This is a genomic window from Deltaproteobacteria bacterium, assembly GCA_016875395.1.
GTDB lineage: Bacteria > Myxococcota_A > UBA9160 > UBA9160 > UBA6930 > VGRF01.
Genome location: VGRF01000002.1, coordinates 287,550 through 306,182, shown reverse-complemented (window position 1 = coordinate 306,182; position 18,633 = coordinate 287,550). Strand labels below are relative to the sequence as shown.

The 18,633-nt window shown below is 70.0% G+C and carries 20 protein-coding genes and 1 pseudogene; 5 read left to right on the top strand and 16 right to left on the bottom strand.

The window, feature by feature from the left end; translation table 11 throughout:
• Position 1 precedes the first annotated feature (1 nt).
• Positions 2–679, top strand: a complete 678-nt coding sequence (locus FJ091_03200) for a class I SAM-dependent methyltransferase (protein MBM4382357.1) — start codon at positions 2–4, stop codon at positions 677–679.
• On the opposite strand, the gene FJ091_03195 is transcribed toward FJ091_03200, so the two are convergent.
• Positions 649–1,674, bottom strand: a complete 1,026-nt coding sequence (locus tag FJ091_03195; protein ID MBM4382356.1) for an LLM class flavin-dependent oxidoreductase — start codon at positions 1,672–1,674, stop codon at positions 649–651. The two genes, FJ091_03200 and FJ091_03195, sit on opposite strands and share 31 nt — an antisense overlap.
• A 205-nt stretch (positions 1,675–1,879) precedes the next feature.
• Between FJ091_03195 and FJ091_03190 the strand changes: the two genes are divergently transcribed.
• Positions 1,880–3,025 (top strand): MFS transporter, encoded by a 1,146-nt coding sequence (locus FJ091_03190; GenBank protein MBM4382355.1) that lies wholly within the window; start codon positions 1,880–1,882, stop codon positions 3,023–3,025.
• 3 nt (positions 3,026–3,028) lie between these two features.
• Here FJ091_03190 and FJ091_03185 read toward each other — a convergent pair whose 3' ends face one another.
• From FJ091_03185 to FJ091_03160, 6 genes are all read right to left on the bottom strand, one after another.
• Positions 3,029–4,258 carry a TonB-dependent receptor gene (locus tag FJ091_03185; GenBank protein MBM4382354.1) on the bottom strand — a complete coding sequence of 410 codons (1,230 nt, stop codon included), beginning with the start codon at positions 4,256–4,258 and terminating at the stop codon, positions 3,029–3,031.
• Positions 4,255–5,154: a TonB-dependent receptor plug domain-containing protein gene (locus FJ091_03180; GenBank protein MBM4382353.1), complete on the bottom strand. Its 900-nt coding sequence runs from the start codon at positions 5,152–5,154 to the stop codon at positions 4,255–4,257. Before FJ091_03180 ends, FJ091_03185 begins: the two co-directional genes overlap by 4 nt.
• A gap of 132 nt (positions 5,155–5,286) precedes the next feature.
• Positions 5,287–6,060 carry a GTP-binding protein gene (locus FJ091_03175; GenBank protein MBM4382352.1) on the bottom strand — a complete coding sequence of 258 codons (774 nt, stop codon included), beginning with the start codon at positions 6,058–6,060 and terminating at the stop codon, positions 5,287–5,289.
• A 327-nt stretch (positions 6,061–6,387) separates the two neighbouring features.
• Positions 6,388–7,713 carry a dihydroorotase gene (locus tag FJ091_03170; GenBank protein ID MBM4382351.1) on the bottom strand — a complete coding sequence of 442 codons (1,326 nt, stop codon included), beginning with the start codon at positions 7,711–7,713 and terminating at the stop codon, positions 6,388–6,390.
• A 4-nt stretch (positions 7,714–7,717) separates the two neighbouring features.
• Entirely contained in the window at positions 7,718–8,947 is a 1,230-nt protein-coding gene (locus FJ091_03165; GenBank protein ID MBM4382350.1) for a GTP-binding protein, read from the bottom strand.
• Positions 8,948–8,984: 37 nt separating this feature from the next.
• Positions 8,985–10,136, bottom strand: coding sequence for an FAD/NAD(P)-binding protein (locus tag FJ091_03160; GenBank protein MBM4382349.1), 1,152 nt, complete (start codon positions 10,134–10,136; stop codon positions 8,985–8,987).
• Between the two features lie 73 nt (positions 10,137–10,209).
• Between FJ091_03160 and FJ091_03155 the strand changes: the two genes are divergently transcribed.
• Together FJ091_03155 and FJ091_03150 are read left to right on the top strand one after the other, a co-directional pair.
• Entirely contained in the window at positions 10,210–10,515 is a 306-nt protein-coding gene (locus tag FJ091_03155) for a hypothetical protein (protein ID MBM4382348.1), read from the top strand.
• A gap of 92 nt (positions 10,516–10,607) precedes the next feature.
• Positions 10,608–11,138, top strand: coding sequence for a sigma-70 family RNA polymerase sigma factor (locus tag FJ091_03150; protein MBM4382347.1), 531 nt, complete (start codon positions 10,608–10,610; stop codon positions 11,136–11,138).
• 9 nt (positions 11,139–11,147) lie between these two features.
• On the opposite strand, the gene FJ091_03145 is transcribed toward FJ091_03150, so the two are convergent.
• The 7 genes and pseudogenes from FJ091_03145 to FJ091_03115 all read right to left on the bottom strand — a co-directional run bounded on the left by FJ091_03145 (position 11,148) and on the right by FJ091_03115 (position 17,120).
• Positions 11,148–11,582, bottom strand: a complete 435-nt coding sequence (locus tag FJ091_03145) for an orotate phosphoribosyltransferase (GenBank protein MBM4382346.1) — start codon at positions 11,580–11,582, stop codon at positions 11,148–11,150.
• Positions 11,583–11,942: 360 nt separating this feature from the next.
• Positions 11,943–12,176, bottom strand: coding sequence for a hypothetical protein (locus FJ091_03140; GenBank protein ID MBM4382345.1), 234 nt, complete (start codon positions 12,174–12,176; stop codon positions 11,943–11,945).
• Positions 12,177–12,404: 228 nt separating this feature from the next.
• Positions 12,405–12,542, bottom strand: coding sequence for a hypothetical protein (locus tag FJ091_03135; protein MBM4382344.1), 138 nt, complete (start codon positions 12,540–12,542; stop codon positions 12,405–12,407).
• Between the two features lie 73 nt (positions 12,543–12,615).
• The gene (locus FJ091_03130) at positions 12,616–12,783 is read right to left on the bottom strand and encodes a hypothetical protein (protein MBM4382343.1); all 168 of its coding nucleotides are present in this window, start codon (positions 12,781–12,783) and stop codon (positions 12,616–12,618) included.
• Between the two features lie 293 nt (positions 12,784–13,076).
• Positions 13,077–14,099: an LLM class flavin-dependent oxidoreductase gene (locus FJ091_03125; protein MBM4382342.1), complete on the bottom strand. Its 1,023-nt coding sequence runs from the start codon at positions 14,097–14,099 to the stop codon at positions 13,077–13,079.
• A 10-nt stretch (positions 14,100–14,109) separates the two neighbouring features.
• Positions 14,110–16,537: pseudogene (locus FJ091_03120) on the bottom strand (TonB-dependent receptor).
• A 91-nt stretch (positions 16,538–16,628) separates the two neighbouring features.
• A complete protein-coding gene (locus FJ091_03115) occupies positions 16,629–17,120 on the bottom strand; it encodes a nuclear transport factor 2 family protein (protein MBM4382341.1) in 492 nt (163 codons plus the stop codon).
• A 65-nt stretch (positions 17,121–17,185) separates the two neighbouring features.
• On the opposite strand from FJ091_03115, the gene FJ091_03110 reads away from it, so the two are divergent.
• Complete coding sequence (locus tag FJ091_03110) at positions 17,186–17,812, top strand: methyltransferase domain-containing protein (GenBank protein MBM4382340.1); 627 nt, start codon at positions 17,186–17,188, stop codon at positions 17,810–17,812.
• On the opposite strand, the gene FJ091_03105 is transcribed toward FJ091_03110, so the two are convergent.
• Together FJ091_03105 and FJ091_03100 are read right to left on the bottom strand one after the other, a co-directional pair.
• Positions 17,813–18,058, bottom strand: a complete 246-nt coding sequence (locus FJ091_03105; protein ID MBM4382339.1) for a hypothetical protein — start codon at positions 18,056–18,058, stop codon at positions 17,813–17,815.
• Positions 18,040–18,576, bottom strand: coding sequence for a hypothetical protein (locus FJ091_03100; GenBank protein MBM4382338.1), 537 nt, complete (start codon positions 18,574–18,576; stop codon positions 18,040–18,042). The genes FJ091_03105 and FJ091_03100 overlap by 19 nt, the downstream gene beginning before the upstream one ends.
• Positions 18,577–18,633 lie beyond the last annotated feature (57 nt).

Genomic DNA, 18,633 nt, shown 5'->3' with positions numbered 1-18,633 from the left:
CATGGCGACTTACGACGGCGAATGGGCAGCGAACTACGCGCGGCGCGCCGACGCGGCGATCCCCGGACGCGAGGGGCTCTACCGCCTCTGCCGCGCGTTCCTCACGCAACTGCCTCCGCGGTCCGACGTGCTCGTGGTCGGCGCCGGAACGGGTGAAGAGCTGTTTGCGCTCGCGCGCTCGCTTCCGGACGCACGCTTCGTCGCGATCGAGCCCGCTGAGCCGATGCTCGCGCACTGCGCGCACCGGGTTGCGGACGAAGGCTTGGGCGAGCGCATCGCGCTCCGGGCCGAGACGCTCGACGCCTTTGTGCCGACCCGCGCGTTCGACGCCGCTACGTCAATCCTCGTGTCGCAGCACGTCGTGCCCGACGATGCGGCTGCCGCGTTCTTCGGGAAGCTCGCCGCGTTGCTGCGCCCGGGGGGCCTGCTTTTCACCGCAGACGCGCATGTCGCGGCGGGCCAGGACCGGCAGCTCCTCCTCGCTTCGTGGCGGCGCCAGGCGGTGATGTCCGGCATCGAGCCCACGCTCGCCGACGGCATGCTCGCGCGCATCGGCGTCGATCCCGCCCTGCGCGACGAAGCGCGCATCGTCGCGCTCCTCGAGGGCGCCGGCTTCGAGGAGGTGCAGAAGGTGTTCGGCTCGCTGATCTACGGCGCGTGGTCGGCGCGAAGGCGCTGACTCGCGCTCAGCCGCGGCATCACCTCCGTTGCGAAACGCGACACGGTCTCGAGTACGGCGCTGCGCTCCCCGCACGGCTCCACGTAGAGCGCCGCGTTGCGAACGCCGTGCTCGTCGCGAAGCGTCTCGAATGCGCGGACGAGCTCGGCCGGGGTCCCGATCAGCGCAGCGTCGGCGACGCCGTTCGCGAGCGCGGCATTGTCGCGCGGCGCTCCTTCGGGGCCGTGGCGTCCGCGGCTCGCCGCGCCGCCGACGTGCGGATGGTCTCCGTCTCGGAAGGAGCGCGTGAGGTAGTCGCGTATCGCAGCGCGCGTTGCGGGCGCGTCGTCGCTGACGGCGCATACGAAGCTGTGCACGTGCGGCCCGCGCTGCGGCGGAGCCTCCGCGGCTCGCGCCGCTTCGCGGTACGCGGCCTCGACCTTCGCGCGCGCGTCGAGCGGTGTCGCGAAGTAGTGGAGTAGCGGCGCTCCGATACGCGCGGCTCGGTCGAGCGAAGCGGGCGTCGTGCTCGCCACGTAGAGCGGCGGGAACGGCTGCGTTCGCGGGCGAGGCAGAACGTCGGAACCGGGCGCCCAGGCGCGTTCGAGCGCGCTGAGAGTCCTCTCGACCTCGATGCCCCAGCGCGCCGAGTCGATCTCGAACTCCTCGAAGTCGCGTCGATAACCGCCTCGCCCAAGCCCGAAGTCAAAGCGGCCATTCGATAGCTGGTCGAGCAGCGCTGCCTGCTCGGCGAGTTGGAGCGGGTGGTAGAGCGGCGCGAGCGTCACGGCAGTGCCGACGCGGATCCGCTGCGTCCTCCCCAGCAGGTACCCGGCGAACGCGAGCGCCGAGGGATTGATCCCGAAGCGGATGAAGTGGTGCTCGGTGAGCCACACCTGGTCGTAGCCGAGCCGCTCCGCGTGATCCGCCTGCGCGACGGCGAGATCGAGCACGCCGGCGTCGTCTCGTCCTTCGGGTGCCCCGCAGTTGACGAACAACCCGAATGAGAGGGACATGACGATCCTCGCGGTCGGCGAGTCAGAGGGTGCCGATCGGCCTCGGGAGGTTCCGTCGCGCAGGAACTCGCGCTCTCCCGTCGGCACCGCTCGGATCATGGCCGAACACCTCGCCTCGTCGGTGGACGACCGGCCTCGCAAACCACGGACGCGGCGTGATCGGCTCGCGTTGTTGTTCGCGCTCGGTCTCGGCGAGCAGTTACCGATGGCGCTGCTCAACACCACGCTGCCCGTGCTGCTGCGCCGTGCGGGAGCCTCGCTCGAAGAGATCGGCTGGCTCTCGCTCGCCTTCCTCCCGTGGGCCTTCAAGTTCGCGTGGGCGCCGCTCGTCGATCGCTTCGGAAGCGAGCGGTTCGGTCGCTACCGGAGCTGGGTGATCACGCTGCTGCCCAGTGTTGCGGCCCTCGTGTGCGCACTCGGCGCAGCCGACGTCTCCGACGTGATCGCCCGAGATCGCGCGCTCGGGATCGGCTTCCTCGTCCTTCTGACGACGCTCTGCGCCACGGTCGATACGGCGGCTCACGGTCTCGCGGTCGTGGTGCTCGAGTCACACGAGCGAGGCGACGGCAACGCGGCGCTGAATGCAGGGCAGATGGCGGGAAACCTTCTCGGCGGAGGCGTGGCCGTGGTGGGGGTCGGACTGTGGGGCTGGAGCGCGACTTGTTATGGGGTCGCGGCCCTCTACGCGATTCCGTTTCTCCTTGCGGCACGAGCTTCGGAGCCCGATTCGCTGGCGCGCCTCCCCCGCGCGCGCCTCGCAGACTTCGCTGCGATCGGCCGGGGCTGGGAGATGCGCCGCTGGCTCGTGTGGCTTGCGGGCTTCGGTCTTGGTTACGGGCTGTTCGGCGTTCCCTACCAGGGCGCGCTCGTCGACGCGGGCTTGGATCTCACGCAGATCGGCCTCGTGTACGGCGTCTGTTCGAGCGCGGCAGGGATCGGCGGGGCGGGGGCGGCGGGGGCATGGATGCGGGGCCGTCCGCGCGAGCGGGCGTTCCGCGCCGCGGGTGCCGTGTTCGCGCTCTCGCTAGCGCCGGGCCTTGCCACGTTCGCGAGCGGAGCGCCCGCTCCATCCGCGCTCGTCGCCTGCATCGCCGCCGCCCACTTCGGTGTCGCTTTCTCCACCACGACGCTCTACGCGATGATGATGGATCGCGCGCGTGGCTCGACCGCGGGGACCGACTTCACCGCGCAGTACTCGGTGCTGCAGATTGCTGGCTTTGCGAGCTGGGGCGCCGGCGGTGTGCTTGCGGAGCGCTGGACCTCCGTCGCGCCGATCGCGCTCGCGATCGGCGTCGTTCCGCTGCTCTGGCTCGCGTCGTGGCGCCTGCGCTTCGGAGATGCGCGACGCTGAGGGTCAGAAGCGCACGCGCAAGCTGCCGCGGAACGTCCGCGGCTCCGCAGGAAGCCCGCGATCGGTCGAGTAGGCGTACGCGAGGTAGCGCTCGTCGACGAGATTCTCGGCCGCGAACGACAGCTCGAAGCGACCTCGCTCGAGCGCAAGCGTCGCGCCGAGCAGCCCCACCGCTTCGGTTCGCGAGCGCTCGAGCACGTCGAAGGTGAACGACGATCGGAAGTCGTAGGCGAGGCGACCGCGCAGCGAGATCTCGCGCGGTAGGGGCAGCACGTACTCCGCGAAGACGTTGCCGCTGAAGCGCGGTGCGAGCGGCAGCCGGAAGCCGCTCGCGTCCACCGGCGACCCCGTGCTCGAGTCGCCCGCGTTCTCGAAACGCACGAAGTTCGCTCGCAGCCAGCCGAGTTGGGCGCCGATGCTCAACCGCTCGCTCGCCCGCCACGCGAGCTCGAGCTCTGCGCCGTAGGACCGCGCCTTCGGCGCGTTCTGAATCGTCACGAAGAAGCCGTTGTAGTAGTAGGCCTGCTTGTCGCGCCAATCGAAGTAGAACGCGGACAGCGCGAAGTCGATCGCGCCATCGAGCGCCATCCCCTTGGCGCCGATCTCGTAGCTCCACGCCGACTCCTTGTCGTAAAGCAGGTCCGACGAGAACGCGAAGCTCGGATTGAAGCCTGCCGCCTTCTGGCCGCGGGCAATCGTTGCGTACAGGCTCAGTGCGTCGTTGGCCGCGTAGCGCACGGCGACCCGCGGCGTGACGGTCGTCTCCTCGAACGAGTCTGTGAAGCGCAGCGTCGGTGCGAAGAACGAGAAGCCCGGCAGCGTCCCGGCGTGGTCGTAGCGGATCCAGCGCCTGTCCCAGCTCACTCGGAGGCCGGCCGTCAGCTCCCAGCGCTCGCCGACGCGCAGAGTGCCGTCGGAGAACAGCGATGCACTGCGCGCCTCGATGTCCGGAATCGACTGCTCCTGATAACCGGCCGGCAGCTCCGGTTGTCCGGGAAAGAAGGTGTCCGCGGGGGTCAGCTCCGTGAAGCCGAAAAAGTCGACACGCTCTTCGTCGTAGCCGAAGGCGTAGAGGCCAAGCACCCAGTCCCCACGAGTGCCTTCGCGATGCACGCGAAGCTCTTGGGACAGCTGACGATTGCGACGCGCGTAGCCCTGCTTCACGAACGGCGACGAGGTGAAGTCGCCGCCGCTGCCGTCGGACTCGGTCTTGCGGTAGGCGGAAATGCTCACCCAGCGCAGCAGGCACCCTCCCGCGTCGCGGTGAGCGCGGCGCCGTAGTTCTCGAGCTCACTGAGGAAGGGCGTCGCAACGTCGACTGCGAGCTCGTCGGCAACGCGAACCCGATCGCCGACGCCCCACTTGCGTCCGTCGTCCTTCGCGTAGTCCGCGGCCAGTGCCAACGACCAGCGCTCCGCCGGTTCGACGGCAAGCTGTGCGCGCACACCTCCTTCCGCGAGGCCACCGAAGCGGCGACCACCGAGGCGATTCCGAATGAAGCCGTCGCTCTGCGCTCCGAACGCTGTGACGCGGAACGCGGCCGCTTCACCGAGTGGGACGTTCAGGGCGCCACTCGCGCCGAACTCTCCGAACCAACCAACTGTCGCCTCCGCGAACCCGCCGAGCCGTTCCGGATTCGGCTGCACCGAGATGATCGACACCGCCCCGGCGAGTGCGTTGCGCCCGTAGAGCGTTCCTTGGGGTCCGCGCAGAACTTCGACCCGGTCTACGTCCACGAGCCGCGGGTTCCAAGCTCCCTCCGCGTTCATCAACACGCCGTCGACGTAGATCGCCACGGCCTGATCCACGCCGAACACGCCGGCCGCCGAAACGCCGCGAATCGCGATGCCGGTGCCACCACCGCCGTCGCCGAGCATGTTGAACTGGAGGTTCGGGACCGCCGCAAAGGCGTCTCGCACGTCCCGCACGCCCCGAGCGGCGAGCGCGTCGCCGGGAAGAACGTGCAGGCTCGCGGGCACCTCGATTGCGCGCTGCTCGCGCCGCTGGGCGGTGACGATCAGCTCTTCGACTGTCTCGTCGAGACCGGGCGACTCTTCGCTCCGCGGCGGCTCTTGCGCGTTCGCCGTCGCCGCAAACGCAACTGCCCAGATGAATGACCCGCGCCGCATGGCATCTCCCTCCCGCGCCTTGTGCCGGTGGGGTGCGCGACGTTCCGCCGCGATGCCTCGGCAACGACAGCGATGGCGACGCTGCGCAGCGTCCGGCGCTACGAGGCATGCGCAGCTCCGGGGCGAGTCGCGCTAGTGAAACGCCGCGCCGCCCGGGTGGCTGCCGAGACCCCACACGCCTCCGCGTGCACTGTCGGAGACCAAGCACTCGTCGAGTGATCTCTCCAGCTCGACGGGATCGAAGTCATCGCCGATCAACACGAGCCGCTGCTCTCGGTCGCCGACGCGCGGATCCCAGCGTGAGAGCAGATCGGCGGCTTGCGTAGGACAAGCAGGCCAGCGTCCAGGCGCCGCGCTCGCCCACCAACCTCCCGCTTGGAACGTGCGCTGGAGCGAGCCCGCGCGCGAATACCCGATTCGCTCGTCATCGCGATCGGACAGCCACAGGTAGCCCTTGCCGCGCACGAGGCCGGGCAGCGGCCGCTCGAGCCACCGAGCGAGTCGCTCAGGGTCGAACGGCAGCCGCCTCCGGAAGTCGAGGCAGTGGCCTTCGCGAAAGCCCTCGTGCCAGGGCGGCGCGCCGCGAAGTGCGCGAAGCCACGGAGGCGTGCTCACGGAGTGAGGAGTCGCTTCCACGGAGAGCAGCCTGGGCGGCAGCTCGAGATCGTCGGAGCTGCACGACGCGATCCGCGCCGTCGGATTCAACACGCGCACCTTGCGTCGCGTTGCCTCGAGTCGATCGTCGGGGTCGAGCAGCACGACGATCGACGCGGATTCGATCTGCTCGACCAGGAGATCCGCGACGCTTCGGCCGTCGAACGGAGTCGCTGCCCATCCGCGATCTGCGAGTCGGTCGTCCGAGCTGAGATCACCGAGCATGCGGTGTGCATCGAGGAGCGCGACCACGCCCCCAAGGCGTGCAGGACGGCCCAGCCACTCGGAGAGGAATCCAGGATCGCTCCACTGTTCCGTCAGGACTGCCGGCTCGACTGACGGCGGAGCCTCGACCGGAAGTACCGCAGCGCCTGCGAGATCGGGCAGGCTCGGTGCCTGCAACTGCAACGTGGCGAAGCGACGACGGATCTCGCTGAGCACACGCTGCGTGCTTGCGTACGGGAATGACGTCAGCAGGAAGAGCGTCAGTCGCGCGGCGTCCATCGCTAGGGCGAGTGCCGTTCGGCGAGGCTGCGTTCCCTCGCGGCGGCACCCCGCCGGCGCACGACCGGAGGGCGCTCATGCAAAGCGCAGCGGTTCTCCCGTCGGTGCTCCGATCAGCTCCCCGTCGCGCATCGCGATCCGCCCGCGCAGCACCGTCATCACCGGCTTGCCCGTCAGCTTCATTCCCTCGAACGGGCTCCAGCCGCAGCGGCTGCGCAGCCAGCTCTTCTCCACCGTCCACCTCTCCGCGAGGTCGATGAGCGAGAAGTCGGCGTCGTAGCCCGCACGCAGGAATCCCTTGCCCGCGATGCCGAACACGCGCGCGGGCCCCTCGCTCATGAGATCGGGGATGCGCGCCAGCGGCAGGCGGCCCGTGGCGGCGTGATCGAGCAGCAGCGGCAGGAGCGTCTGCACGCCGGGCATGCCGGAAGGCGACTCCGGGTACGCGCGTGCCTTCTCTGCAAGCGTGTGCGGCGCGTGATCCGAGCCGATCACGTCGACGCGGCCGTCGCGGACCGCTTCCCAAAGCGCAGCACGGTGGCGCTCGTCGCGGATCGGCGGATTCATCTGCGCGAGCGTCCCGAGCGCCTGGTAACAGTGCGGCGCTGCCAGCGTGAGATGCTGCGGCGTCACTTCGACGCTCGCGAGCGCACGGTGTCGCCCGAGCAGCGCGACTTCCTCCGCAGTGGTCACGTGCAGCACGTGCACGCGGCGCCCGGCGCGCTCGGCCAGCGTGAGCAGGCGCTGCGTCGCGCGCAGTGCGGTCTCCGCGTCGCGCCATACCGGGTGCATGGCCGCGGTCGCGCCCGCGCCGATCAGCGCGCGCCGCTCGCGCAGCCGCGCCTCGTCTTCCGCGTGCACCGCGATTCGGCGGCGACCGCTCGCGAGCACGCGCGCGATCGTCTCGTCGTCCGCAACGAGCAGACCGCCGGTGGAGGAGCCCATGAACAGCTTCACGCCCGCACAGCCAGGAAGCCGTTCGAGCGCGGCGAGCGAGTCGACGTTGCTCGGGCTCGCACCGACGTAGAAGGCGTGGTCGCACCACGCGCGGCCGCTGGCGCGAGCGAGCTTGTCTGCGAGGGCTGCGGCATCGAGGGTGGGCGGCTGCGTGTTCGGCATCTCGAGCACGCTCGTGATGCCTCCCGCGATGGCCGCGGCAGTGCCCGTCGCGAGGTCTTCCTTGTGCTCGAGGCCGGGCTCGCGGAAGTGGACCTGCGTGTCGATCGCGCCGGCCATGATGTGCAGGTGCTCAGCCTTGACGGTGAGCGCCGCGCGCTCCAGCTCGAGGTCGCCGAGCGCGACGATCTTGCCGTCGCGAACGCCGATGTCGGCGCGCGTCACCCCTGCGCTGGTGAGGAGATTTCCGCCTCGGAGCAGGAGGTCGAGCGCGGGCGCCGTCATCGCTTCATGCGTCCTTCGCGTGAGCCTCTGACGGCGGCTCCGGGCGCGGGAAAGGGTCCGGGAGCGTGCGCCACGCATCCGATCCGAGGTAGACGCTGCCCTCATCGAGGAGGCACTCGGCGAGGCGCTTCTCGATGCCCGCGCGGTCCATGCGTCGCCCGATGAACACGATCTCTTGTTGGCGATCCCCGAAGATCGGATCCCAGCGCGAGTCGCGGTCGGGATGCTCGTCGCCCCATTCCTCGCTCGGGGTCGCAGCGAACCACCCTCCGATGGGCCGCGCCGACGAGACTCCGCCCGCCTGCGCCCACTCCCACACGAGGTGGTGCCGAGACGCGATCCAGAAAAAGCCCTTCGAGCGCAGCACCGTTCCCCACGCAGGGTCGGCGTTGAAGAACTCCCAGAGCCTCTCGGGGTGGAACGGCGCCCGCGCTCGGAACACGAAGCTCGAGATGCCGTAGGCCTCCGTCTCGGGCACGTGCTCGGCTTCGAGCTCGCGGATCCAGCCCGCCGAAGCGGCCGCCCGCTCGTAGTCGAAGCGGCCGGTGCCGAGCACCTCCGGAAGCGGAACGCGGCCATGCTGGGCGCGCACCTGCCGCGCGCCTGGATTCAACGCCTTCAGGATTGCGGCGAGCTCGTCGGCGTCGCGCTCGGAGACGAGATCGAGCTTGTTGATCACGAGCACATCGGCGAACTCGACCTGCTCGATCAAGAGATCGCTGACGGTGCGTTCGTCCTCTTCGCCGGCCACCTGGCCGAGCGAAGCGAGCGTCTGCGAAGCGCGGTAGTCCCGCAGAAAGCTCGCCCCGTCCACCACGGTGACCATCGTGTCGAGCTGCGCGAGCTGCCCGAGGCTGACGCCGTGCTCATCCTCGAACGTGAACGTCTGCGCGACGGGCACCGGCTCCGAGATCCCGGTGGACTCGATCAGCAAGTAGTCGAAGCGACCGGCGCGTGCGAGGTCTGCCACTTCCTTGAGTAGGTCGTCGCGCAACGTGCAGCAGATGCAGCCGTTGCTCATCTCGACCAGCTTCTCCTCGGTGCGGTGCAGGTTCGCGTCGCCGCGCTCGACCAAGCGCGCGTCGATGTTCACCTCGCTCATGTCGTTCACGATCACCGCGACGCGCATCCCTTCGCGGTTCGCGAGCACGTGATTGAGCAGCGACGTCTTGCCGGCGCCGAGGAAGCCAGAGAGCACCGTGACAGGGAGTCGGCGAGCGGGTTGATTCGACATGCGCAAGGAGTGCCGCTCGCGGCAGCCGAGTTCGCACTCAGAGCGCTGCGAGGATTCGCTCTGCCGCCATGCGCGCTCCCGCAATGTTCGGCGCGGCGGGCCCGATCTCGAGCTCCGCGAGGGCGCCGCTCACGAAAAGGCCCGGCGCCCAGCGCAGTGCGCCGTCGACCAGCGGGCTGCCGCAGGGTGCGCACGGGAGGCCAAGCACGTCGACTGCGTCGCCGAGCCACGTATCGCGCGCCGGCTCGGGCGCGAATCCGGTCGCAAGGGCGACGGCGTCGCACGAGAGACGTGCGCCGCTCGCGCAGTCGAGTGCGATCGTGCCACCGGCGAAGCCCGCGGAGCGCACTTCGTCTTTCCGCCAGTCCAGCGCGCTGCGCGTGCGCGCCTGGTCGACCGCGAGAGCGACGTCGCGCGGGAGCGAGCCGCGATTGCGCGCCTTGCGGATCCGGGCGCGGCGCTCTTCGGGATCGCGGAGCCGCGCGAAGTCGGCGAGGTGCCGCGGCCCGAGCCAGCCCGGGTCGGAATCGAAGTCGTGCTCTCGGATTGGGTGACGCGCGATCACGGTCAGCTGCGCGCGCTCGGCGAGGCGTACGGCGAGCTGCGCCGCCGTGATGCCTCCGCCCACGATTGCGATCCGCTGCGCGCCCGCGAGGGCCGCGTCGATGCCCGGCTCGAACACGTGGGCGACCCGCGCACCGGCGGCGGCGAGCTCGCGCGTCCATGCGGGGCGCGTGAGACGGCTGCGCCCGTGGGCGACCAGGACGTTGCGCGCTTTGAGCGCACCGCTCGTCGTCTCGACTCGGAAGCCGCGCGCGCTGCGCGTCAACCCGCGCGCCTCAGCTCGCACGCAGACCTCGCAAAGCTTCTCGCGCATCACGAGGTCGCGGCAGTGTGCCGCGAACAGCGCGGTGGAAGGGCGCCCATAGGCCCCGATGAACTCGGAGCCGCGGTCTCGCGCTGCGGCGAACGCGACGAGTGCGCCGGGCTCAACTGCGAGGTGGTGAACCGACGGCGAGCGCAGGAACGGCATGCCCACGGTCTCCGCGCGCAAGCGCCAAGCGGAGAGCGGCTCGTCGTGTGGATCGAGCAGGCGGAGGCGATCGCGCGAGACGCGGCCCGACGCGAGCAAGCGGTGCGCGAGGAGCGTGCCGTGGATCCCGGCACCGACGACGAGCCATTCGAGCATCGCCTGACGAGTGCCGCTCGGGTGGTTCGGGTTCGTTGCGAGTTGCGCGACAGCGAGCGCTGAACTAATCGGCGTGAAGATGCTTCTCCGCCGTCACGTCATTTCACTCGCGCTGGCGCTTGCGTTCGCGCTGCTCCCCGCGTTGCGCGCGGCACATGCAGCGGGCCACGCGCTTCACGACGTCACGGAGAGCAGCGCGCTCGAGGCCTCCTGCGCCTTGTGCGGCCCCTTGCACGGCAACCCGCTGGACGAGGCGCCCCCCGCACCATCAGTCGCGGCGCCCGCTGCTTCGCACAGCGACGCGCCGCGCATCGCGCTCGGCGGTCCGAGCCACGCGCTCGACGTCGCGCGCGCACGCGCACCGCCCAGCATCGGCTGATTCGCCTCCAGCGCCGGGCGCAGCGAGCGCCCTGCCCGCGATTCATGCCGTCCGCTCGCGCGCTTCCGCGCCGCGAGCCTGGAAAGTGCTCCATGACGACTGCCCTCGCCGAGTCTCTCGGCGACGACACGCCCGACGCGCGCGCGCGCGCGGCGTGGCGCCATTCGCCGCACCTGCTGCGCATCGCCAAACGAATCCTCCAAGATCCCGACCTCGCGCACGACGCCGTGCAGGAGGCGCTCTGCACCCTCGCCGCCGCGCCGCGCGCGCCCGAGAACGTGCTCGCCTGGCTGCTGCGCGCCGTGGTGCACCGCTCGCTCCACCTGCGTCGCAGCGAGCTGCGTCGGCGCAAGTGGGAGGAACGCGGCGGGCTCGACTGGGCCCGCAGCTGCACGATGTGCGGCGCGGACCAGGAGATCGAGCGCGCCGAGCAGCGCAACCTCCTCGACGAGGCGCTCGCGCGCCTCAGCGAAGAGCAGCGCCTGATCCTCGCGCTGCGCGAGGTCGAAGAGCTCGACTACGAGGCGATCGCTGCGCAGCTGCGCGTGCCGGTCGGCACCGTGCGTTCGCGACTCAATCGCGCGCGCGCGGCGCTCCGTGGAGAGCTCGGGCGCTACCCGTGACGGGGCAGCTCACACCGGCAGGTCGGCGCGCGTGAACAGCGCCTCGAGCGCGACGCCGCGCGCCGCGAACGCCTCGGCGGCGCCCTCGCCGCGGTCCACGAGGCAGAGCACGCGCGCCACCTTGCCGCCGGCAGCCTGCACGATGCCCTGCGCCTCGAGCGTGGAGCCGCCCGTCGTCGTGGTGTCTTCGACGAGCGCGACGCTCATGCCGCTCTTGAACGCGCCCTCGATCTGCTGACCCTTGCCGTGCTTCTTCGCCTCTTTGCGCACGAAGAAGCCGAGCAGCTTCGTGTCCGCGTCGTGATGCGCCGCGGCGGAGAGCACCGCGCTGACGAGCGGCACCGCGCCCACCGCCTCGACCCAGGCGCCGCCGTTCATCAGCTTCGCCAGTAACAACTCGCCGGCGAGCTTCTGGCCGAGCGGCCGCACACCCACGCGAGCCACTGGGAGCCGCGTACCGCGATGGATACGCGCTCGCGACTGCGCAGGCGGCCGCCCGAGGCTTCGCGCAACTCGTTGAGGACCGCGCGAACAGCGCTCGGAAGTCGGCGTGGCACGGGAGCCACGTCGTCTACGCGCTGACGATCTGATCGCTTGGTCGGCTGCGCGAGTTCGCCGATCGCCGCTGGACCCGGGGCACGGGCCAACCTGAGCGCCGAGATTCGGTCGCCGGCGGGTCTCCCGTCGGCGCCCCTATCGAGCGCCCGATCTCGCTGGTCGGCTTCGGTGGAGCAGTTGTTATGGCGCAGTTTCCGAGCGTCCAGTCGGCTTCGTCGGGGTCGACGCGCAGCATCTCGGGCGAAACTACGCGCGGGGTGCCGAACCCTTCTCTCGCTTTAGCTCCGCGTCCACGCGCTTGAGGACCTCGGCCCCTAGCCCCGTGTAGTCTCGGAAGATGACCGTGGGGAGATCGGTCTTCGTCCGAACATCCTTCGGCAAGAGCTTGCCGACGAGCGCGAGAAACGACTGTGGGTTCTCTCGCGCCTGCTTGCGCAAGTAGGCGACGCCGCCTTCCGCCGCGAGCGCCTCCTCGATCATGCTGCGGACGTTCGCCGTGATGCGATTGGGAGACCCCTTGGGTCGTCCAGGCCCGCGGAGGAAGCGGCCGTTCTCATCTCGTCGCGCATCCATAGATGACCACATTGTATTCGTGATCAGCGCTTCGCTGCAGGGCAGCTCCGCGTTGATCCGTGGGCGCCCACACCCCCCGCCGGGCTCGGTCGCCTGGTTGTTGGGTAGTCAGAGCGGTGGCCCTCCGGCGTGCTCTCAGCTCGGCGTCTTGCGGGCCAGCAAGTCGTGCGCCTGCTGAGCGATCTGTGGAGCGCGATCGATCTCCACGGGGTCGGCTTTGATGCGCTCGAATGCACTCAGCGCTTCGCGCAGGATGTCTTCCCGTCCGCTCACCGGGTCTTCGCTCTCGCACCTAACCCTCGTCGGCACGCAGCACGCCGAGCGCACGCAGGCGTTCGCCTTGCGCTCATGAGAGAGATCCCGGGACGTCATGCACGGCCCGATTCGCCGGCTGCTCCGGGCGCGTGTACACGCGCACGTCGAGAAGCGGCAGTCCATTACCCAACGCCTTGAGCTCATGGGGGATGAGTGCGCGCAGCAGGCCGCCGAAGAGCACCGGCTCGTTCAGCGCCAAGAAACACAGGTAGCCGTCTACTCCAGTGCTCGGGGTCGATCTGGGCGACGAAGCACCTGGAATCACGGAGCGCCTGAGGTGGGGCCACCGTGGGGCCACTTCGCTCCGAGTGGCCCCCTCCAACTACCCTCGGGGCGAATCTAACCCCGCAAGTTCCCGTGGTTTCAGCGTTTCTTCGGCCCGCCGCGACCGACTGAAAATGCGGGTGTCGCCAGTTCGATTCTGGCCTGGGCCACCACTCTCCCCGCTCGCGTAACCTCTCGGAATCGCGAGCGATTCTCCGGCGGACGCGCTCAGCCTCGCGGCGCGAGCCGTGCGGCCTCGGCGATCAGCTCGTAGGAGCGGACGCGGGCCGCGAAGTCGAAGCAGAACGTGACGATGCCGAGCTCGTCCGCGGCGTAGTCGGCGGCGACGCGCTCGAGCCCCGCGAGGACCTGCCCGGGGTCGCCGACCACCGCCGGCATCGCCGCCTTCTCGAGGTAGTCGAGCTCGGCCTGCGAGTACGGGTAGGCGAGCGCCTCTTCGGGGCTTGCGAGCCCGGTGTTCACGCCCCGGGCGAGGTTGAGGCGCGAGAGCCGCAGGCTCGCGGCGTGGTACCGGGCGCGCTCCTCGCTCTCGGCGCAGATCGTCATCACGCCCACGTGCACGCGCGGCGCGGCGAGCCAGCGCGAGGGGCGGAAGCGGTCGCGGTAGGCGGCCACGATCTTCGGGCCGCCGCCCGCGTGTGCGCCGAAGAAGTGCGCGAACGAGAAAGGCAGGCCGCGCTCGGCGGCCATCAGCGCCGAGTCGATGCCAGAGCCGAGCAGCCACAGCTCGGGCACGCCGTCCCGCGTTGGGCTCGCCTGGATCCCGCGAAATGGGTGCCCGGCGGGCATTTCATCCGTGAGGAACGCGGCGAGGTCGTCGAGCTGCTCCGGGTAGTGGTGGACGCTGCGCAGCTGGCCGGGGTACGCGAGCGCCGCCGCGGTGCGCTGGTCGCTGCCCGGCGCGCGCCCAAGGCCGCAGTCGATGCGGCCAGGGAAGAGCGATTCGAGCATGCGGAAGTTCTCGGCGACTTTGAGCGCGCTGTAGTGCATCAGCATCACGCCGCCGCTGCCGACGCGGATCGCGCGGGTGCGCGCTGCGATCTGCCCGATCAGGATCTCTGGGCTCGTGCTCGCGATGCCGGGCAGGCTGTGATGCTCCGCCACCCAGTAGCGCGCGTAGCCGAGCGCATCGCAGCGCTCCGCCAGCGCGAGCGCCTCGCGCAGCGCCTCGGCGGCGCTGCCGCCTTTGCGCACGGGCGCTTGGTCGACGACGGAGAGCTGCGCGCGCAGAACGGCGCGCTCAGAAGCTGAGGTTCAAGCGCGCGTAGACGTAGCGGCCGTTCACGCCGACGGGCGAGAGGATGTCGTACGGCAGATTCCCGAAGTACGTGATGTCGTAGATCGAGCGATCCGGGTACTCGTCGAGCACGTTCGCGGCGCCGAGCGCGACGGTGACGATCTCGGTCACGCGCCACTCGCCTTCGAGGTCGAGCTGCCACTCGGAGCCGTACCACTGCGAGGGCTCGAAGCCGCCGCCGAAGTTGAACACGCGCTGCGCCTTGCCGAAGCGGCTCGCGCGCAGCAAGAACGCGAAGCGCTCGTTCTCCCAATCCGCGGTCATCACGAGCTTGGTCTTCGGCGCCGCCGTGAGGATCGTGTTCGACTCCTCGATGCCGACGAGGCGGAAGGTCGGATCGATGTTCGTGAGCTGGCTCGGCGTATCGCGAAACGAGTCGATCTCTGTGTCGGCGTAACTGAACGCCACGTCGAGCCCGAGTGATCCGCCGAGGACCTCGTGGCCGTAGCCGAGCACCACGTCGACTCCCTGCGTCGTGGTGTCGATGGCGTTCGCGAAGAAGCGCACGGACTCGATGCCTGCACCGCCGGGCAGCGCTTGAACGAGCGCCTCCACACCGGGACCGAAGAAGCGCTCCGAGAGCGTGATGCGGTCGTCGATCGCAACGTGGAACAGATCGAGGGACGCGGAGAAATCCCCGAACTGCGCGGTCGCGCCGAGGCTCGCATTGAAGGACTGCTCCGGGTCGAGTTCGTCGGCGCCGAGCACTTGCCCAATCGGGTCGTCGGGGCGCACTGTGCGCGTGCGCACGAGCGCGCCGGCAGTCCCGAAGTTGGTGGATGTGTCGCTGAAGCCGTTCTGCTGAATGCCGGGCGCGCGGAAGCTGTTGCTGACCGCGCCTCGGAACGTGACGGCGTCGCCCACCGTGAACGCCGCCGAGAGCTTGCCGGTGACCTCGCTGCCGAAGTCCGAGTAGTGCTCGTAACGGCCCGCGACGTCGAGGAGCAGGTTCGGGAGCACCTCGGCCGCGAGGTCGACGTAGAGGCCGACCACGTCGCGATCGAGGTCGACTTCATCGCCTGGCGTTAGTCCGGGGCCCGCTTGCGCGCCGATGGAGTTCCCGACCACGGGGCCGGCGACGTAGCTCTCGAGATCGCCGCGCTTCGTCTCGTACATCTCGCGACGGTACTCGACGCCGACGGCGACCGTGAGCGGGCCGTCGAGCGCGCCAACCGCGAACTCCCGGGTCGCGTCCGCATTCAGCGCGAGTTGCCCGAACTCGTAGCCGCCGGAATCGAAGCGCGTCGGGCTCGCGGGGCCGAGCGAGGGGTTCAGCGAGTTCGACACGCCGAAGTCGAGCTCGTCGCGGCCGAAGCCGACGCTCGTGTCGGCCGCCCAGCCCGCAAGATCCGCCCGTGAGCGCGAAGTCGAGATCGTCGGCGCGCGTGTGCGGGCGATAGCCATCGGGGTAGATGCTCGGCTCGTTCTGCGAGCTGATCGGGTAGCGGTAGAAGGCCGCGCCGCCGCGCTACTCGCGGTGGCTGATCGTGCCGAACGCGTAGAGGCTGCCTTCCGCGAGAGGCAGCTCGCCGTTGAACCACGCGCCGTACGCGTCGGTCTTCGGGTCGCCCATCGTGTAGTTGCGGCGCCCCGCGAGATAGGCGTTCAGCGGGTCCTCGAAGAACGGCACGTCGTCGAAGCCAGCGCGGTTGGTCTTGTTGCGGTTCTCGAGCTCGAAGCCGATACGCAGGAAGCCCTCGTTCGGCAGCGCGAAGCCGGTGCTGGCGTTGAGCGTGAACGTCTCGCCGTCGCTGATGTCGCGACCCGTCGGCTCGTGGTGCGTGAAGTGCGCGCCCGTCGTGACCTCGATCTCGGTGCGGTCGGGATCCTCGTCGAACAGCACGTTGATCACGCCGGCGAGCGCGTCGCTCCCGTACTGCGCGCCCGCGCCGTCGCGCAGGATCTCGACGCGCTCGACCGCGGCCAGCGGGATCGTGTTGAAGTCCACCGCCGCGGTGCCGCGCCCGATCTTCGTCTCGGAGTTCACGACCGCCGAGCCGTGGCGGCGCTTGCCGTTCACGAGCACGAGCAGCTGATCGGGCGAGAGGCCGCGCAGCTGCCCCGCGCGCACGTGGTCGGAGGTGCCCGAGTTCGACTGGCGCGGGAAGTTGAACGACGGCGCCGCGACCGCGAGCGCCTGCCCGAGCTCGTCGCCCACCGCGCCCGTGCGCGCGAGGTCTTCGCCGCTGATCAGGTCGACGGGCACGGGGCTGTCGAGCGCGGTGCGATCCGTCGCCGCGGTGCCGGTGACGATCAGCTCCTCCACCTCGCCGGCGGGAGCCGCGGGCGCGGCGGCCTCCTGCGCTTGCGCAGAAGCGAGTGCGAGCGCGGCAAGAGCCGCCGCTAGCGAGAGCCGGGGGACCAGAAGCATGCTCATTCCTCCACCGTCGAGCGCGAGCCACGAACGCAGCGCTACGCGCGGGCGATCGGGGCGCGGCGCTTCACTCTATCCGGAACCGGCGTCAGCGCCGGTAGGTGATGTCCTCGCGGCTGCGCTTGCCGTTCTCGAACGCCTCGTTCGGGTACTCGGCGGTGATCGGCACGATGTTGCTCCAGTCGTGGATCACCTGGCGGTACGCGATGCGCCACTCGCCGCCGCGCTTCTCGAAGCGGTCCGTGTAGCGCCCGCCAAAGGTCTCGAGGACGAGCCGCCCGTCGCGGCGAATCTTGTGACGCGCGAGCACGTAGCTCTCGACGAACGCCTTCGCGCCCACGAGCTCGATCGTGACGTTCGCGACGAGATGCTGCGTGTTGATCGCGTGGGCGTTCAGCGCCTTCACCACGAACGGCGCGAAGCCGGGGCCGCTGCCCTTGTAGCCGCCGTGGTCGTCGATCGAGTCTTCCCAGTAGCAAGCCGCGATCAGCTCCTCGTCGCCGCGGTCGACGCCGCGGCAGTACTGCACGAGCACGCGCTGAATCGCCGCTTCGTCGAGCACGCGCTGCATCTCGTCCATTGCGAGTCCCCCTCGTTCGGGTGTGGTTGGGCGCATACTGCCGCGAGCGCCCGACCGAGGTCCACATGCTTCGCCGCCTTCTCGTCGCCGTGCTCGCGCTCGCCGCCGCCGTCGCCCTCGCAGGCGGCGCGCTCTGGCTGTTCTCGCCCGCCACGCTGAAGCGCTTCGCATACGAGGGCATCGCCCGCGACCGCTGGCAGCAACCGGAGCGCGTCGTGGAAGCGCTCGCGCTCGCGCCGGGCATGCGCGTCGCCGATCTCGGCTCCGGAGGCGGCTACTTCACGTGGCACTTCGCTCGCGCCGTCGGCCCGAGCGGGCGCGTCTACGCCGCCGACGTCGACGCCGACCTGAACGCGAGCGTCGCTGAGCGAGCCGCGCACGACGGCCTCGCACAGGTGACGACCGTGCTCGCCGCCTTCGACGACGCGAAGCTGCCCGAACGCGTCGACCTCGTGTTCACGTGCAACACGTACCACCACATCGAGGATCGCGTCGCGTACTTCGCGCAGCTGCGCGAGAAGTACCTGGCGAGCGGCGGACGGCTCGCGGTGATCGACTTCCTGCCCGAGAAGTTCTCGCACGCGACCGACCCGGCCGTGATCGAGCGCGAGCTCGTGCAGGCGGGCTTCCGCAAAACCGCGCAGCACGACTTCCTCGAGCGGCAGTCGTTCCTCGTGTTCGCGGCGGAGTGATTAGGGGCGGGCGCGCATTCGAGCACGCGCGAGCGCGATCCCGGCGCAGCCGAGCAGCGCGAGCGCGCTCGGTGCGGGCACCGCGGCCGGCAGGGGGCCGTAGCCGACGCGGATGTCGTCCCAGTACGCGTCGCCGCCGATCGCGAGCGAGCTGGGGTTCCCCGAACCTGGGCCGCTGTAGCTCTGGAGCTGGTACTCCTCGAAGACGCCGGCGCCGGAGAGGCGAATCACCATGCCCTGGCCCATCGAAGCGGTGTGGAACAACTCGACGAGCAACCACTGGTCGAACGCCGCCGATCCGAGCGAAGCGAGACCCGGGAGGTGCTGAGTGCACGTGTTCGGGTAGGGCACGCCGGATCCGCTGATCTGAAAAGCGGGCAACCACCGAGCCCGTTCGCCAGCGCGATCTGCGCCCCGCTGCTGCCGGAGTTCACGCGCACCCAGGCCTGCACCCACCAGTCCTGCGCGTTGTTCAGCTCGAAGCCGGAGCCGGCGTTCGGGATGGCCTTCACCGCGCCCGAAAGCGAGCCATTCGTTCGCATCGACTGCGTGCCGGTGTGAGCGAAATCGTCCGAGATCGTCGCGCTCGCGAACACGCCATTCCAGCCGCCTTGCCAAGTCGACGGATCGTGCTGGTTGGTGGAAACGGTGCCGAGCGTGTAGGCCGGGCTCTCGAAGTCGTCGCTGAAGAGCGTGACCGTCGATGCGGATGCGGGAGCCGCGAGCAGATAGGTGAGCGAGACGATTCCGAACGCGCGCAGCATGAAGAACCCCAATTCTCGTTCCACGCTGAAGTGACACCGACGTGGGGCGTCGTGGCG

Bases quoted from the DNA above. Each gene is read 5' to 3' on its own strand.
- FJ091_03195 (MBM4382356.1), bottom strand. From the start codon at position 1,674: ATGTCCCTCTCATTCGGGTTGTTCGTCAACTGCGGGGCACCCGAAGGA.
- FJ091_03170 (MBM4382351.1), bottom strand. From the start codon at position 7,713: ATGACGGCGCCCGCGCTCGACCTCCTGCTCCGAGGCGGAAATCTCCTC.
- FJ091_03105 (MBM4382339.1), bottom strand. From the start codon at position 18,058: ATGGGCCAGGGCATGGTGATTCGCCTCTCCGGCGCCGGCGTCTTCGAG.
- FJ091_03165 (MBM4382350.1), bottom strand. From the start codon at position 8,947: ATGTCGAATCAACCCGCTCGCCGACTCCCTGTCACGGTGCTCTCTGGC.
- FJ091_03115 (MBM4382341.1), bottom strand. From the start codon at position 17,120: ATGGACGAGATGCAGCGCGTGCTCGACGAAGCGGCGATTCAGCGCGTG.
- FJ091_03190 (MBM4382355.1), top strand. From the start codon at position 1,880: ATGGCGCTGCTCAACACCACGCTGCCCGTGCTGCTGCGCCGTGCGGGA.
- FJ091_03200 (MBM4382357.1), top strand. From the start codon at position 2: ATGGCGACTTACGACGGCGAATGGGCAGCGAACTACGCGCGGCGCGCC.
- FJ091_03160 (MBM4382349.1), bottom strand. From the start codon at position 10,136: ATGCTCGAATGGCTCGTCGTCGGTGCCGGGATCCACGGCACGCTCCTC.
- FJ091_03150 (MBM4382347.1), top strand. From the start codon at position 10,608: ATGACGACTGCCCTCGCCGAGTCTCTCGGCGACGACACGCCCGACGCG.
- FJ091_03140 (MBM4382345.1), bottom strand. From the start codon at position 12,176: ATGATCGAGGAGGCGCTCGCGGCGGAAGGCGGCGTCGCCTACTTGCGC.
- FJ091_03180 (MBM4382353.1), bottom strand. From the start codon at position 5,154: ATGCGGCGCGGGTCATTCATCTGGGCAGTTGCGTTTGCGGCGACGGCG.
- FJ091_03100 (MBM4382338.1), bottom strand. From the start codon at position 18,576: ATGCTGCGCGCGTTCGGAATCGTCTCGCTCACCTATCTGCTCGCGGCT.
- FJ091_03110 (MBM4382340.1), top strand. From the start codon at position 17,186: ATGCTTCGCCGCCTTCTCGTCGCCGTGCTCGCGCTCGCCGCCGCCGTC.